Genomic DNA, 15034 nt, shown 5'->3' with positions numbered 1-15034 from the left:
ATATGCTTTATGTTATTCTCGTAACTTCCATTTTAGCATCGTTGTATGAGTTTAAAAAATTTAAAGAGAAACAATATGTACGTGAAATTGTATTCAGCTCAATATTGTTGATTATAGGCGTCATATTGATTATCCTACGGATCGTCAGCATTAAACTGCCGACTCCACTGACGGGCATTCAAATCCTATTTCAACCGATAAGCCGGTTACTTACAGAAATGTTATCTTAAGGAGGTATTGGGGTGAATTCCAACTTGACCGTTCGACAAGCTATTATGTGGTTTGCATTATATCAAATAGGAAGCGCATATCTGGTACTCCCAGCGGCAATTACCGCTACCGCTAAACAAGATGCCTGGCTCTCCATCCCAGTCTCCTTAGGGTTTCATCTGTTATTGATACCTTTATATGCCTCCATCGCTAGGCAAATACAGGGAAAATCTTTCGTAGAGCATCTCCGTTGCCTCTTCGGTCCTTTTTTGGGCGGGACAATCAGCATCGTTTTCATTTTTTTCTTTCCCTTTCTTGTGTTCATTATGACGCTTCGAAATCTGGGCGACTTTATCACGATAGCTATTATGCCTGAAACTCCCCCCGACGCGATATATTTCATCATGCTAATAGTCATTTATTTCGCCGTTCGATCAGGCCCTGCTGTAATTGGCCGTTGTGCGGAAATCCTGTTTTTTTTCCTTCTTGTTCTGTATCTTTTGGTCAGGATTACCCTTCTTCCTGAGAGCAACATAGATAATGTGCTCCCTATTTTTGAGTATGGTTTAAACCCTATCGTTCTCGCTTCGTTCAATTTGTTTGCCTTTCCCTATCTTGAGGCATTTCTGTATCTTTTTTTCGCACAGTACATCCCTGATCCAAAAAAGTGGAGAAAGACAGTGATAACATGTGCTTTGATTAGCGGCGGCATGTATTTTTTCATGGTTCTACAAATAATCGCCGTGATGAGTGAAGGTGTTGTATCTAATTTGACGTTTCCTACTTTTTTTATTAACCGAACAATCAGTAGCGGAGAGTTTCTTCAACGGTTTGAAATTTTTGTTGCCGTGTTTTGGTTTGTCACCATTTTTTTCCGACTCGCACTGCTTTTATATGTGTCAGCGCAAGGGCTTGCAGATGCTTTTCGCCTGCGGAGCGCTAACTCTCTCTTAATTCCTCTGATCCTAATTGCAATGGCAATGGTTCATTCTATCTGGCCAAACATGCAGTTTATAACCATGTTTTTTTCAGTATGGCCTTTTTACGCCATGATTTTCGGTATTGTGTTTCCTATTGTGTTATGGCTGATGGGCAAGGTAGGCGGCTCGTTGAAATTACGTAAAAAGTATCACTAAAGTTGCGTTGGCTGTATAAACATACGGTCCTCAAATAAACTTTTGTTGTACTCATTATTGCAATTTAGCAAGAAGTAGCTCCAGTTCCTCCTTCTCAAGATGTCTCCATTGCCCACGTTCCAGATGATCCAAGGTAATATTCATAATTCGAACACGTTCCAGCTTTAGCACCCTGTAGCCCAAAGCCTTGCACATTCTACGAATTTGCAGATTCAATCCCTGTGTCAAAATAATACGAAACTCGTATTCGCTTATATGTTCAACCTTACACGGTTTGGTAATGACGTTCAATATTTCAACGCCGCGAGACATGGTCTGTGTAAATTCATCTGTAACAGGCTTGTCTACCCTCACCACGTATTCCTTCTCTTGGCCATGCTCGGAACGCATCATTTGGTTGACAATGCTTCCATCGTTGGTTAATAAAATGAGTCCCTCTGACGCCTTATCCAGTCTGCCAATGGCAAAAATACGTGAAGGATAATTGATATAACGAATAATATTGCCCTCCACTTGCTCCGCTGCCGTACATACAATGCCGATAGGCTTATTTAATGCCAAATAAACGGGTTTACTACGGTTAACTGGGATAGTTTCCCCATCAATTAACACGATGTCCTGTGGCTCTACTTCCGCACCCGCTTCACATACGCTACCATTAATTGTAATCCGCCCTGCTGCAATCAGCCTGTTCGTTTCCCGACGTGAGCAGAATCCTGTCTCACTAATGTACTTGTTAATTCGCATGATTCACTTCCTTTACATTGTAGTATCAGATTTATAGATAACTATAGAGAGTGCATCTGCATTGTTTTATTAAAAAAACATCTGATTACATATGCATAATCAGATGTTCGACTTTGAAAACAACCCTATACATGCTCGGCTTACTTACTTCTGCCGCCTCGATTCCCATTTGGCTTGGCAGCAGCGCCTTTTGCAGCTCCGGTCGCTGTATTTCCAGGTGCACCGGTAGCAGCACTTTTTCTCCTTACTGGCTTCGCTGTTTTGTTCCAGCGTGTCCAGCCTTTACTTCCCGTACCTCTGCCGGTTCCGCCACCCTTACTTTTTCCACCCATATTATAATCACTCCATGACTAGTCGTTCAGATTTAACTAAGCTATCATACCATTACTTTGAACATAATGCCCATTTGTTTTGAAAACAGAAGCAATGAATTGAAAATATTTATGTATATCAGTCCTGATCTACTATAAAACTGGATAAGTAGCTTTTAATCGTTTGTTATAGTTATATTTTTTTTGATTTTTAGATTTTAACTTCGCAAAAATTAGGTGTCAAAAAAAGGACAGCATAATCATGTGAAAGCTCACACATGTTAGTCTCTGGGCGAAAAAAATGTTTACTTAAATTCCTTTAAAGGATAATTTTATCCGAAGAAAGAGGGGTGTTAAATGAGTACTGATGTAAAGCTATATGTGGCTCGCCACGGTATTGGAACTGGTAACGAGCCAGATGCTCCACTCAGTTCAGATGGCTTTAATCAGGCGGAACAGTTAGCTGGTTTTCTGTCCCAAATGGAAGATTTACATGTAGACCGCTTGATTTCCAGTCCATATACGCGAGCCTGGCAGACTGCGGAAATCATCGAAGAAAGATTAAAAATCAAACTTGGTCCACCTGGAAACCGCCTTAGAGAGCAAGGAGTAAGAGGTGTTACCGAAGAGGAATCGGATGAAATGGTTATCGCCCGGGTCACTTCCCTAACGGAAGAATTGCTGAAAAGCGATCAACACACCTTTCTGTTAGTCACCCATCGCTTGATCCTAACACTTCTGTTGCATCACTATGCTCCAGATTTTGTTCTGGAGGAGATAACAAATCCGGATCTCTATCTTTTAACGTTTCGTGATGGAAAGTGCCAGGTAAAGCGTTTGTGGAATACGATGCAGCCTGTTGTAGTTTAATTCAAAAAAACTGGGAGGTAAACTAATTATGCAAGGAATGCTGGAAAGAAATCGCATCACTACTGTTACCAAACCGGATGTATCCAACATGTCTCTTTGTATCGAAAATGTGAAGAAGGCTGTGCTCTCCAATCTTCAGGGACCGTCAGATCCTACAGACTATCATCAACTGATGGGAAGACTCCACGCGGCCAAAGCCAAGCTGCCTAAAATATATCAAGAAACGGTTGCAAGTCCGTTTATTAAAGAACTGGACGAGCTCGGGCAACAGGGCTTCACTGAAATTTTAATTCAGGACCCAAGCAGAACTAGAGCTGCTGGACTCATGCTGGATATCGCTCAGAGCATTTTGCAAAATGGAGAAGGCTACAATGTCCTCGCGACCGATGCTTTTCAGGAAATTGTGAGCGACCTGTATGACGGTTTTCTTAGCGCAGAAGATCGCCAAGGAATAAAAGAACCAGATCTCAGCATCATTCCAGCTCTTGTAAAATGGGGAGCGCCGGAAAATGGCCCATACACATGGCCCGCTGACGCCACAGCTGTATTTAAAGTGCAAGCAGCTATAGTTAGCCTTCCTCCTGCACATGCGACAAACGGTCTAATGGCTTGGTCCAGTATCCCGCATGAAGTATGTGGTCATGATATTTTGCATGCTGATCTGGGTCTACTTCAAGAGTTGGCCAATGTCGTCAGAAACAGATTAAACAGCGAAAATATTGGACAAGGGCTACCGGACTACTGGGCTTCTCGCATTGATGAAACCGCGTCTGATGTATTGGGTGTCCTAAATTTGGGACCAGCAGCTGCCATTGGTTTAGTCGGTTATTTTCGGGGTATGAATGCCGCGTTTTCCGGCAGGGCTCAACTTCGAAATGAGGGACCTGCCCGTGATCCACACGCCGCAGATATTTTACGGGGATACTTGGGTGCCTACGCCACTGCACTGTTGGAATTTGACCAAGCTGGAGCATGGGCGGAAATCATTGAATCGGAAACCGACAAGGATTTGTCCAATATTAAACTTAACGGCAGAGCTATCGACGCTAACACAGCAAAACGTTCTGCACGTATTGTGGCAGAATCCATAATGAAGACTAAACTTATAAGCCTCGAAAACCACAGTCTGGATGAAATCCAGAACTGGAGAAACGAGGATGAGAGCGTCGCCGCACATTTACGAACCTTGCTGCAAACTACAGGTTCGCTTACTGACGAGCACCGTTCCGGCTTCTACGCTGCGCATGTGGTAGCTGCTGCTATCACCGAGGGTCTTTCTCGCGAAGCGGATCTGCAAGTTATATTTAATCGGATGATATCGCTGTTAAAGCTGATGCACGACACCAATCCTGCTTGGGGACCACTTTTCGTACAGCATCCCGGCGACATTTCACGTCATCTGCTCTATCATCCAGCCTCTCCAAACTTGATTTCCATCTAGCCAATCCATAATCATAACCCGCAAAAAGTTTGTTTAAGGGCAAGCATCCTTTTTGCGGGTTACTTTCCTTTAAAAGACGCTCCCCCCTTAACGGCTCCGTGTTAGCATGTCAGCAAGAGTGTATTTTTGCTTGTGCACAGGTTAATAATGAAAATAAGAAATTAGCCTGTAAAAAATCAGCCAAAAGGGAATGACGCAGATGTCAGTTGATGTTTATCTTAACTTTAATGGAAACTGTCGCGAGGCAGCAGAATTTTACGCACATGCTTTTGGGACTGAGAAACCAAAGATCATGACGTTCGGGGAAGCACCGCCCAACCCCGATTATCCTCTACCAGAAGAAGCCAAAAATCTGGTCATGCATACGCGGCTTCAAATTGATGGAAGTAATGTGATGTTTTCAGACGTTTTTCCTGGTATGCCTTTTGTTGCGGGAAACAACATCAGCCTCGCCATCGTCAATAAGGACGAGGAGAAAATTCGATCATACTTTCACAAATTAAAAGAAGGCGCGACCGTAAACATGGAGCTTCAAGAAACATTCTGGAGCAAATGCTACGGTAGCCTTAAAGATAAGTTTGGAATTGAATGGCAATTAAGCTATGATAACGAAATGACCGGCAGATAGGCCTTTTATATTGTCATACGACAGTGGAGCCTTCGCAAGCTTTTCTGATTGAATGCTTTGTGAGGGCTTCATATCAATCGCAGCCTTGAAATTCTTCCAAAACCTTGGATTTGTCTCCATGAATCTTATCCAGGTGATTCTCTCCCCAATAGCATAAATGGTCTAGTGCGGGTTTTAATCCCCAGCCGTACTGCGTTAACTCATACTCCACTTTAGGTGGGATTTCATTATAAACCTCTCGTGTAACAATCTCATCCTTTTCCAGGCTTCTGAGCTGAGTGGTCAGCATTTTTTGAGTAATGCCAGGCATTAACCGACGAAACTCAGACGATCGTTTCCGTCCTGTCATCAGATGGTAGATAATTAAAGGCTTCCATTTTCCTCCCATTACCTCTAAAGCTGCTTCCACTCCAACTTGATACTTCTTTTGAACCCTATTTTTGGTCGGTTCATTCATTCCTTTATCCTCCTTTAGAAGGCTACGTTTGCTAAAAACAACCCATCACTTCAATTCGTGACTCAGGTCAATTTAGGTAATCTACCTAGGGCACTTCCATGTTCCTATGGCACCTGTATTATCCTATAGAACGTAAAAGTGCGTACTTCCAGATTATTTTCCTAATGTTTATAATAGCAGCAAGCATGGAGCATGCCTAGAAGTTAGCCTATTGAGAAAGGTAGTGAAAACATGAAAGTACTAGTCGTTGTTTCACACCCAAGAAAAGATTCCCTGACCTTTAAGGTTGCCGGTCGTTTCGTACAAGGTCTTGTCGATGCGGGCCACGATTATGAGATATTGGATTTGCATGGGATCGGTTTTGATCCTGTTTTAAAAGGAGTAGATGAACCGGATTGGTCCGTTGCGGAGCAGTCTTTTTCCCCTGAAGTAGAAATGGAAATAAGGCGGTTGAAGGAGCATGATGCGTTGGCATTTATTTTTCCACTTTGGTGGTGGCATTTGCCAGCTATGCTGAAGGGTTATATTGACCGTGTATGGAACAATGGGTTTGCGTACGGTTCGAATTACCTTCATCATCAGCATATCTTGTGGATTGGCTTGGCTGGCGTTTCGAAAGAACAGCTGAAAAAGCGTAGATATGATGAAATGATTACTCATTTGCTGAATGTGGGTATTGCAGATTATTGCGGTGTTTCCAACTCCAAGGTTGAATTCTTAGATGAAACTCTGGGTTCAAATTCCGATCATTATGAAATATTGCTGGATCAAGCTTATCGCTTGGGTCTGAATTATGCTAAGGATTAGGCTTTATTTACAAACCGCTAACCCATCCATATTTTCCGTGGAAGTGGGTTAGCGTTTTTTTCCTTCATTAAACATTAACTGGCCTTCGACAACAAATAGAGAAAATAAGGGGTAACCAAGATAGTGATTATGATTCCGGTTGGAATATCAGCACCAAAACTGATCGTGCGTGTAAGGGTATCAGCAATCAATATAACGAGCGAGCCAACCAATGCAGTAGTAGGTAACAGCAGCTTATGATTGGGTCCTACCAACCTGCGAGCCAGATGGGGACTAACCATGCCCACAAAAAAGAAATTCCCACCAAGTGCCACGCTACCAGAAGCCAGAGCCACTGCTGCGATCGTCAAGCCGATAAATTCCCTTTTAATGGCTACGCCGAGCCCCGATGCTGTCTGATTGCCCAAATTCAGCGTATTGAGTGTGTTAGACCTGTAAAAAACGTAAAGGCTGATGATCAGCACCCAGGGGAGCAGCACCATAATATAGCTCCAGTCATCCCCCCAAAGATCTCCAGCCTGCCAACGCAGAGCAAAATCATACTGTTGCTTGTCTAATCGGAGCGTCAGTAGCAGCGACAATGCGCTGTAGCCACTCCCCATAGCAACACCCGTTAAAATTAGGCCTGTAGGTGAAATGTCTCTTCCCCGCCTAAAAGCAAACATAAAAATCAAAAATGCTGCTGTGAGCCCACCTGCAAAAGCCAGCCCTGGAAGAATAATAGGCGATAGTAATCCCTCACTAGCGAACAGCGTAATATATAAAAGCACGAATAACCCCGAGCCCGAGCTGATGCCTAGTGTCCCTGGACTGGCCATGTCGTTTTTGAGCAAGCTTTGCATAATACAACCCGATATCCCCATGCCAATACCCACTAATACGGAAAGCACAATACGTGGCAGTCGAAATTCAAATACGATCAGATTCTGCTTGCTCGTTCCTTCGCCGATGATGACCTTGAAAACTTCGAGTGGGGACAGATTCATTTTCCCGACATTCATGCTGAGTACAGCAACCAGCAGTGTCAACACGGTTAACAGTAAAATAATGCTTATACCCCTGCTATTGCGGGACAGATTCAACTAAACTCCCTCCTTTGCTTGCGCACAAGGTAGAGAAAATAGGGTACGCCGACCAAAGCAAAAATAATGCCTAGCGGCGTTTCATGAGGGCGATTAATCATTCGACCCAGCAAATCTGCTGCCAGTAGAAACACTGCTCCATACAACGCTGAGGCGGGAATAATATATCGATAATCTGTACCGACCAGATAGCGTATAATATGTGGCACGATCAAACCTACAAACCCAACAGGACCGACTACAATAACCGATAACCCCGTTAAAATTAATACGATTAAGGTTGAAAATAGCTTGATTCTATTCGCTCGAATTCCTAGGCCTGATGCCACCTCCTCTCCAAAGCTCAAGATCGTAATGGAGGGAGACAGGGCGATAGCACAGACCAAGCCCACTACAAATAGTGGTGAAATGAAAGCCAGTTCACTCCACTTGGCACTGGCTGTACCACCAGCAGACCAATAATCAAGTGCTTGACCAATCTCATACTTAATTGCGAGAAAAGTGCTGAACGCACCAAAGAGCATAGAGATGGACATTCCTGCTAGCACTAAGCGCTGAGGCGTCATCCCCCGTTTGCCTATAGACGCGATGTAGTACGTAATTCCTGTGGTGGTTGCTGCGCCCAAGCAAGAATACAGCATGGTTTCACCATAGGTGCGCCCTGGCAAAAAGGCCATACATAGCGCAATAGCAAATGTCGAGCCTGAGCTTATACCAATGAGTCCCGAGTCGGCCAATGGATTGCGAGTCGTTCCCTGCATGATCGCCCCGCACACAGCTAGGCTACACCCAACAATGATGTCCGCCACAGTGCGTGGAAAACGCAATGTATGAATAATTTGGTGTTCCGTAATATTGGGATCAAATTGAAATACAGCCCCCCATGCCAGCTTCAAGCTCATTTCCGCAGCACCAAAGGTGATGGATGCTGCGGAAACTATCATGAGCAGAAACACGCCCACAATCATGTAGCTTACAAAATGAAATATTCCTTTTTTATTTCGTTCTTTGTGAGTAGACATTGATTACACCCTTAGTTGGTCAATTATGCATCATTACTTCGTTTGTTCCAGTAATTTGCCAATAATATAATCTAGCTGTCCTGTCATACTAGCAACGTCCGAATAGTAGAACAGTCCTGCATATTTCGCTGGAATTTCGATGATGTGCCCATTTTTGACGGCTGGAATACTGCTCCAGATTTTGGTTTTCGCATATTCGGATTCTTTGCCTTCCTGCTTAAACCACAGGACATAATCGCCAAAGTATTCAGCAGCTACCTCATAGGATAAAGAACCTCTCCCCTCTCCAGAATTTTTAACCAATGTGTTGAGCTTTTCCGGTTTGTGAAGTCCTAGATAATCGTAAATTAACGTTCCTCCACGTGAGCCTGTTTCATAATATATTCCGTAGGAGCCACTGCCCCAGTCCTCAAAAATGCTAAACGTTTTGTCCTTGAATATGTCGGAATTTAGTTTTTCTTTGGCCTCACTCAACTTGCTTTCAAACTGTGAAATCACTTTATCCGCTTCTGCTTCATGTCCTGTGGCCTGACCAAGGAATTTCATCCGTTCCACAGACGTCATCTTACCCTCAGGTATTACAAGAACAGGTGCAATTTTGGACAGCTTATCATAATCTTTTGTATCATATGTAATGATGAGATCAGGATCGTACTTCATAATTTCCTCGGTCTCCCATTTTTCAATAACAGGAATCCCGTTAAACTTATCGTAATAAGGCATGGTTTCTTGTTTCCAACCAAATACCGCAGCTGGCTTGATTCCCAACGTGAATACATCGCCAATATACCAGTTCACCACTACCCGTTGGGGGTTAGCGGGCACCTTTACATCTCCTTTTATCGTAGATACTGTACGTGTACCAGACTCACTGCTTGCCTCTTCCTTCGCCGAAGATGCAGGTTGAGCAGATGAATCTGAGGAACTGCCAGCATTGCCACATCCTGAAATAACGAAGATCATTACGAATAGTGCACATAAAATCATGTGAAATTTCTTGTTCTTCATATAATACATGTTGTAAATTCTCCTTTGAAATATAGTAATAGCAGAGCATACTTAAAATTAGTGATATTGATAATCATTATCACTAATATAAAATTGTAAATTTCTCCTCCAAGATTGTCAACTGTTTCTTTAAGTTTTAGTTACTTTAATGGATTTTCCAACGTTGCCCTTCTATTCGCTTCATGCCATTCCTGATAGATTCCTCCAATTTCATAAAATGCTTTATTTATTGCAGTTGTCAGCTCCTTCATGATCTCCTTGGTATATTTTAGATGAGTATTTCGGTTATCTACTTTATATTTACGAAGCAGATTTAGGTGAGCAATGATATGAATCGTATCTTCGATGATCCAATACATCACATCCTCTACATCTTTCGTAAGCTTATTTAGCATCTGTACGCCTCTTTCATACATTTGGAGCGTGTATCCCTGTTTGCCAACTTTCACATGCGGACTCAGATCATCATAAAAACCTGTACGGAAAGGTCGGCTTACATATTGCTCATACTGTTCTTCGTACATCGAAGTTTGTTCGAGCAGCTTAACGGTCATTTCTATGATTTCTTGTTCATTGTATATTTTTCTCATCCTATTTCATCTTCCTTTTCTATACTAAAATTTAAGTCATCATCATATTAGGTTATAAGTAATGCAATAAAATACTAAACTATTTTTTTACCAACCATTAACAATTCTTTTTACTGCAAACGATAATTAGAATAGAGGGATTTTCCTCGATATTTTAATTGAAGGGGACAGGCAAATGAATAAAGTATGGGCGAAAGCATCGGCTATTTTATTGGTAGTGGTATCCCTAATCTTCAATGGAACGTACGCGCTCGCAGCTTCAGCAACATCCACGTATATCGTTACGTTTCAGCAAGCAACCCTGGTCTCGAATGACCATGTAGGCAACGATTGGGCCATCGCTGCCCAGGTGGCTGGTCAGTCCATTAGTGAAGGTAACAGCGTAAAAGTAAAAGCCAAGTCGGGTAGCAGCATTAAGCTGTATGCGTACGCTGAGGAACAAGACAAAATTCCTGATGTAGGCGAAATCACGAAAAATGTAAAGGTCTCTTCGGTTTCTTCCAAAGGTTCTACCGTTAAGTTAAGAGTCACTGTTACTGAAAATCGTGGACGATACTCAGGTCATCAAGCCGTTTGGGAATTCACCTATAAGATTAAGAAACAATCATAAAGCACTATAAATAGACCGTCACTCTCAGGAGCGGCGGTCTTCATATTTTACAAGTCAGGACAACTAGGTAGATACCATTTCGGGATATAGATTTGAAAGCAATCATATGCCTCCAAAACCTCTTCTGCTTGTTGTACCATATCGTCTACCTCTTCTTTGCCAAATGGAATGGCCCAGGGAATCGATGAAAGCTGATTGCTTGCAATATACAGTGCCATTAATCTAAAAAATAAATCCGGTACATCATTATTGAAATAACCGTGAATACGACCTGAAGCAAATAATGGGCTTAATCCTGCACACCAGGTAATACGGTTGAATTCTTCCCAGGGATCACCATAATCCAGCCTATTAAAATCAATGATCCCCAATTCACCAGATGGGGTAACCACCATATTACCGACATGATAATCCCCATGCTGAAATGTTTGGGGGCGATTTTCTAATAGATGACGGTTTTGCTCAATAAAGCTTATCATTTGATCTGCTCCTTTTAAAACAATACCGCATGACTTAAAGTTTCTAATATATCTGTTGATTTTGGCATTATAATGTTCAGCCCATGGGACCCGGTCCTGCTCCGCGTGAATCTCATGCAATTTAGCCAATGCCTCTCCAGCCTGGACCCCGAGTTGATACTGTTGTTCGGCGTTTAACGTGGGAATAACTCCTTCAGCATCGTCCCCGTTGACCCAGGTAAATAAAGAGTATACCGACTGTCCACTGTTGCATATCCCAAAATCAAGCGGACGGGACATTAGAATATTATCTATATGATGCAGCTTTTTTTCGGATTCAAATTCTCGCTGTTTCTTGTCATATTGGGTGAAATCGGAAATTCTCAATAGTAACTCCCTACCGTCAGCGGTTTGAATATAATACTTGTTGTCACTGGACCAGCCCTTATGTATTTCTTGCACGTTGCTCCATGCGCTGGCACCCGGTATTTCCCTCAAGAGTTGACTCACGCTCGCATCCCTCCACGCTAATAATAGCCTTGCTTGCTATGCCTTCCATAGTTTACCTTCAAAATGAGGAAGGAATCAATCTTCTTGCCAGCATAAACCCAAATAAAAAGGCTGAAAAGACAAATTGTCTCTTCAACCGGATTATAAAATGAGTTGTTATTAAATACCCATTATAATTACCTATCACATATTCACATATACCCTCAATTTAGTAAGCATAGGAAAACTCATTTTTAAATTCGTCTACTCGTTGAATGGTTTTCAGAATATTCCGACCTTCACGGGTACCATCAATAATACGACGCGCTTGTTTGCTGTCTCCGATGTTTACAACTTCCACTTGATGCTCTTTTCCATATAGAAGCAAGCTATCCATCAGTGGAGTGTATGAACGCATACCCAAACATACGAATCCGAGATCAAAAGGAATCTCAAACTCCTGTTCTCCACGCTTTACTTTGAAACGGTCGCTGCACACTTCCGTCAAAGCCGTCTCAGTATGGACGTTCACTTCTCGTTCCTCCACCATTTTCATCATTGAAATGCGGGTAATCATATCCAGGTCCTTACCCAATATAGGCATCATTTCAATGATAGAAACTTCTTTAGCCCCGCGCTCTGCATAATATTCTACAACATCCAGTCCCACGGCTCCGCCACCCACTACAGCAATACGTTTGCCTTCAAACTCTTGAAAGTTCTCCATATTGTTCAACAGATCAAAGATAGAAAATACTTTTGTACCCGGTTTTCCTAGTTGATCGTGCAGACCTGCAATCGGTGGAAGCAGCGGTTTGGCCCCCGTTGCATTAACAATAATATCAGGGTTCAGAGCACTAATCATCGTCAGATCTGCTCGTGTGCCTGTGACAATATTCAGATTGGTTAATTGCTTGGTGCGCTGAATCAGATAATCTGGGAAGTCATTGATACGCGTTTTGTCTGGTAAGCGTGCAATATCACGCGCAAGGCCACCCAGTTCTGCCTTTTCTTCAAAGAGGGTTACTTGGCAGCCTACCTCAGCCGCTGTACAGGCCGCTTCCATTCCCGCGGTACCCCCACCGATCACAACGACTTGGACATTGTTTCTAACTCGTTGTTTCCGGTATTCAGCTTCCTTGAACAAATCTGGATTTACCGTACAGCAAATTGGTTTACTTTTGGAGATACGATGATCGGCACAACCAATGTTGCAGGAGATGCATTTTCTAAGCAAATGCTCGTAGCCGTTTTGCACTTTGAGTACCCAGTTCGGTTCTGCGATCAAGCCTCTGCCCATTGCCAGAAGATCAGCGTCACCTCTTTCCAATATGTCCTGCGCAGCCTGTGGGCTCCGTATATTACCTGAGGTCATCGTGACCTTTCCGAATTTATCTTTTACTGCTTTAGCCATATAAGAGCGCCAACCATCTGGCAGGTTCATCCCGTCAATCTGGTATTGAATGGAATCATTTAGAGCTGCAGAAACGTTCAAAATATCTACCTCATCATTGAGATACTCCAGTAACTCCAGTGTATCTTCCAAGGTATTCCCACCTTCTGTAAACTCCTCCGCACTAAAACGTAAGCAAATGGGGAAGAATGGACCCACCACTGAACGAATTTCATCAATGACTAATCTGGCAAAACGAGTACGGTTTTCTGCGCTGCCGCCAAATTCATCCGTACGTTTATTGTACACCGGCGAAAGAAACTGACTCAGCAAGTAGGAATGTCCCGCGTGAATTTCAACACAGTCAAATCCTGCTCGCTGTGCTCTTCCCGCTGCTTCTCCGTATTTACGCACAATGGCATAAATTTCTTCTTTTTGCAAAGGTCTTGGAATCGCTCCACCCTTTTTAGAAGGAATATTCGAAGAAGAAACGGGTTGGACTCCGTTCAGTCGTCCAGCATAAGCCGAAGCACCCGCATGGTTAATTTGTACAGAAACACATGCTCCGTAAGAGTGCAGAGCTTCTGTTAATCTAAACAGTCCAGGAATAAACTGATCATTATCCATCCGCAGCTGGGTTGTTCCGTTCGTACCCATTGGGAAATCCAAACAAACATTTTCTACTGTGATCAGGCCGGTCCCCCCTTTGGCCCGTTGTACGTAATAGTCAATATGATCCTGAACAAAGCTTCCATCCATGGCAGCAAAGTTGGTTCCCATCGGGGGCATTACAATCCGATTCTTCAAGGTCATACGCCGTATGGTCAGAGGTTCAAATATCGCAGGATAGTGGTTCATAGTTCTTCCTCCTTGCAGTTTTGCAAATTTCATTCATTTTCAAGTTTCATTAAATAACTCTTACATGTGATTTTTTTCACTTTAAAGAATATCGAAGTTTTATTGAGTACGATTATTCCTTATGACTTGATTTTATATTATTCGATCTATAAATTCTAATGCTATTTTATGTACTGAATCATAGTTTCAGTCTATAGATAAAATGTAGTCCTACATAAAAAAAGGAACCATCCTTTAAGAAATGTTCCTTTCAGCTCAAACCCAAATCATACTTTATTCGTTATTCACCTATGTATCCGTTCTTTTGAAACCGTAGGGCCTACGCTCCAATATACCTTCCCTAACATATCTGTCCAACAGTTCACACATTGTAGCATATCCATTTTTGCTAAATGAAGGTGTGTAGGCTTTGGCTTTAGGAGAGGTGTTCAGATATTGAAGGAAGAATCCCTCATCTATCACCTGCGTATCGTAAATATAAGCTTCAATCGATGTATGCCGTTCTGGGTGATGCTCCCCAATATTCACAAACAGACAATGATCACCATGTAAATCAGCGGACCATATTCCATCTATAATCAAGTCTATTTCTCCTTGTTCCAGCCATTCAAACTGAGTTGGGAACGGAACGTACTCAGAAGGTCTCATTTGATGGGTTTCGGTAGCCATTCGTTCACATAAACGCTGCGCAGATAGCGTGTACTCGTCCCAAAAGCCCAAAATAGCCATATCTCTTGCGCGCGAGTATCCCCATTCTTGACTTTCTTCTGTCGAAGTTTTGAACTGTGCTAACGATTGGTCTATCCTCTTATGCCTCATTGCTGTTCTCCTTCCTCCGATCTATCACAAGATGTACTCCCATTTAGAAACCAAAAATCCCCCGCTCGAAAAGCCGTGTGAGTTCAAAAAAAGAAACA

At 42.7% G+C, this 15034-nt stretch carries 17 protein-coding genes; 7 read left to right on the top strand and 10 right to left on the bottom strand.

Translation table 11 applies throughout. The annotated features are described in order from the left end of the window. The first annotated feature begins 2 nt into the window (after positions 1-2). The gene (locus ACUC6J_RS11530; protein ID WP_016819002.1) at positions 3-230 is read left to right on the top strand and encodes a hypothetical protein; all 228 of its coding nucleotides are present in this window, start codon (positions 3-5) and stop codon (positions 228-230) included. A 12-nt stretch (positions 231-242) separates the two neighbouring features. Continuing rightward, positions 243-1346, top strand: a complete 1104-nt coding sequence (locus tag ACUC6J_RS11525; RefSeq protein ID WP_019687181.1) for a GerAB/ArcD/ProY family transporter — start codon at positions 243-245, stop codon at positions 1344-1346. 54 nt (positions 1347-1400) lie between these two features. On the opposite strand, the gene ACUC6J_RS11520 is transcribed toward ACUC6J_RS11525, so the two are convergent. Further along, positions 1401-2093, bottom strand: coding sequence for a pseudouridine synthase (locus ACUC6J_RS11520; protein WP_447250222.1), 693 nt, complete (start codon positions 2091-2093; stop codon positions 1401-1403). Between the two features lie 140 nt (positions 2094-2233). Next, on the bottom strand, positions 2234-2425 hold the full coding sequence (locus tag ACUC6J_RS11515) for a DUF3934 family protein (protein ID WP_016818999.1): 192 nt from the start codon (positions 2423-2425) through the stop codon (positions 2234-2236). Positions 2426-2761: 336 nt separating this feature from the next. On the opposite strand from ACUC6J_RS11515, the gene ACUC6J_RS11510 reads away from it, so the two are divergent. The 3 genes from ACUC6J_RS11510 to ACUC6J_RS11500 all read left to right on the top strand — a co-directional run bounded on the left by ACUC6J_RS11510 (position 2762) and on the right by ACUC6J_RS11500 (position 5343). Then, the gene (locus ACUC6J_RS11510) at positions 2762-3274 is read left to right on the top strand and encodes a histidine phosphatase family protein (protein ID WP_016818998.1); all 513 of its coding nucleotides are present in this window, start codon (positions 2762-2764) and stop codon (positions 3272-3274) included. A 28-nt stretch (positions 3275-3302) separates the two neighbouring features. Continuing rightward, entirely contained in the window at positions 3303-4715 is a 1413-nt protein-coding gene (locus ACUC6J_RS11505) for a hypothetical protein (protein WP_031463480.1), read from the top strand. 199 nt (positions 4716-4914) lie between these two features. Continuing rightward, positions 4915-5343 carry a VOC family protein gene (locus ACUC6J_RS11500; protein ID WP_031463479.1) on the top strand — a complete coding sequence of 143 codons (429 nt, stop codon included), beginning with the start codon at positions 4915-4917 and terminating at the stop codon, positions 5341-5343. Between the two features lie 73 nt (positions 5344-5416). Here ACUC6J_RS11500 and ACUC6J_RS11495 read toward each other — a convergent pair whose 3' ends face one another. Beyond that, positions 5417-5800, bottom strand: coding sequence for a winged helix-turn-helix transcriptional regulator (locus ACUC6J_RS11495; protein ID WP_016818995.1), 384 nt, complete (start codon positions 5798-5800; stop codon positions 5417-5419). A 231-nt stretch (positions 5801-6031) separates the two neighbouring features. Here ACUC6J_RS11495 and ACUC6J_RS11490 point away from each other — a divergent pair, with 231 nt between their 5' ends. Continuing rightward, a complete protein-coding gene (locus ACUC6J_RS11490) occupies positions 6032-6607 on the top strand; it encodes an NAD(P)H oxidoreductase (protein ID WP_031463477.1) in 576 nt (191 codons plus the stop codon). A gap of 74 nt (positions 6608-6681) precedes the next feature. Here the strand turns inward: ACUC6J_RS11490 and ACUC6J_RS11485 are convergent, their stop codons facing one another. The 4 genes from ACUC6J_RS11485 to ACUC6J_RS11470 form a co-directional block, all read right to left on the bottom strand. Further along, positions 6682-7689 carry a FecCD family ABC transporter permease gene (locus ACUC6J_RS11485; RefSeq protein ID WP_016818993.1) on the bottom strand — a complete coding sequence of 336 codons (1008 nt, stop codon included), beginning with the start codon at positions 7687-7689 and terminating at the stop codon, positions 6682-6684. Further along, positions 7686-8711 (bottom strand): FecCD family ABC transporter permease, encoded by a 1026-nt coding sequence (locus ACUC6J_RS11480; protein ID WP_019687175.1) that lies wholly within the window; start codon positions 8709-8711, stop codon positions 7686-7688. The genes ACUC6J_RS11485 and ACUC6J_RS11480 overlap by 4 nt, the downstream gene beginning before the upstream one ends. A 33-nt stretch (positions 8712-8744) precedes the next feature. Continuing rightward, positions 8745-9728, bottom strand: a complete 984-nt coding sequence (locus tag ACUC6J_RS11475; RefSeq protein WP_016818991.1) for an ABC transporter substrate-binding protein — start codon at positions 9726-9728, stop codon at positions 8745-8747. 131 nt (positions 9729-9859) lie between these two features. Further along, positions 9860-10309 carry an immunity 63 family protein gene (locus ACUC6J_RS11470; protein ID WP_016818990.1) on the bottom strand — a complete coding sequence of 150 codons (450 nt, stop codon included), beginning with the start codon at positions 10307-10309 and terminating at the stop codon, positions 9860-9862. Positions 10310-10484: 175 nt separating this feature from the next. On the opposite strand from ACUC6J_RS11470, the gene ACUC6J_RS11465 reads away from it, so the two are divergent. Then, a complete protein-coding gene (locus ACUC6J_RS11465) occupies positions 10485-10919 on the top strand; it encodes a hypothetical protein (RefSeq protein WP_017428527.1) in 435 nt (144 codons plus the stop codon). A 47-nt stretch (positions 10920-10966) separates the two neighbouring features. Here ACUC6J_RS11465 and ACUC6J_RS11460 read toward each other — a convergent pair whose 3' ends face one another. From ACUC6J_RS11460 to ACUC6J_RS11450, 3 genes are all read right to left on the bottom strand, one after another. Continuing rightward, positions 10967-11887, bottom strand: a complete 921-nt coding sequence (locus ACUC6J_RS11460) for an aminoglycoside phosphotransferase family protein (protein WP_447250221.1) — start codon at positions 11885-11887, stop codon at positions 10967-10969. A 208-nt stretch (positions 11888-12095) separates the two neighbouring features. Continuing rightward, a complete protein-coding gene (locus tag ACUC6J_RS11455; RefSeq protein WP_447250220.1) occupies positions 12096-14117 on the bottom strand; it encodes an oxidoreductase in 2022 nt (673 codons plus the stop codon). A gap of 288 nt (positions 14118-14405) precedes the next feature. Then, positions 14406-14936: a hypothetical protein gene (locus ACUC6J_RS11450; protein WP_447250219.1), complete on the bottom strand. Its 531-nt coding sequence runs from the start codon at positions 14934-14936 to the stop codon at positions 14406-14408. Positions 14937-15034: the final 98 nt, after the last annotated feature.

This window comes from Paenibacillus sp. JJ1683 (genome assembly GCF_053006485.1).
The sequence above is the reverse complement of the archived record's forward strand: the minus strand, read 5'-3'. Positions and strand labels throughout refer to the sequence as shown.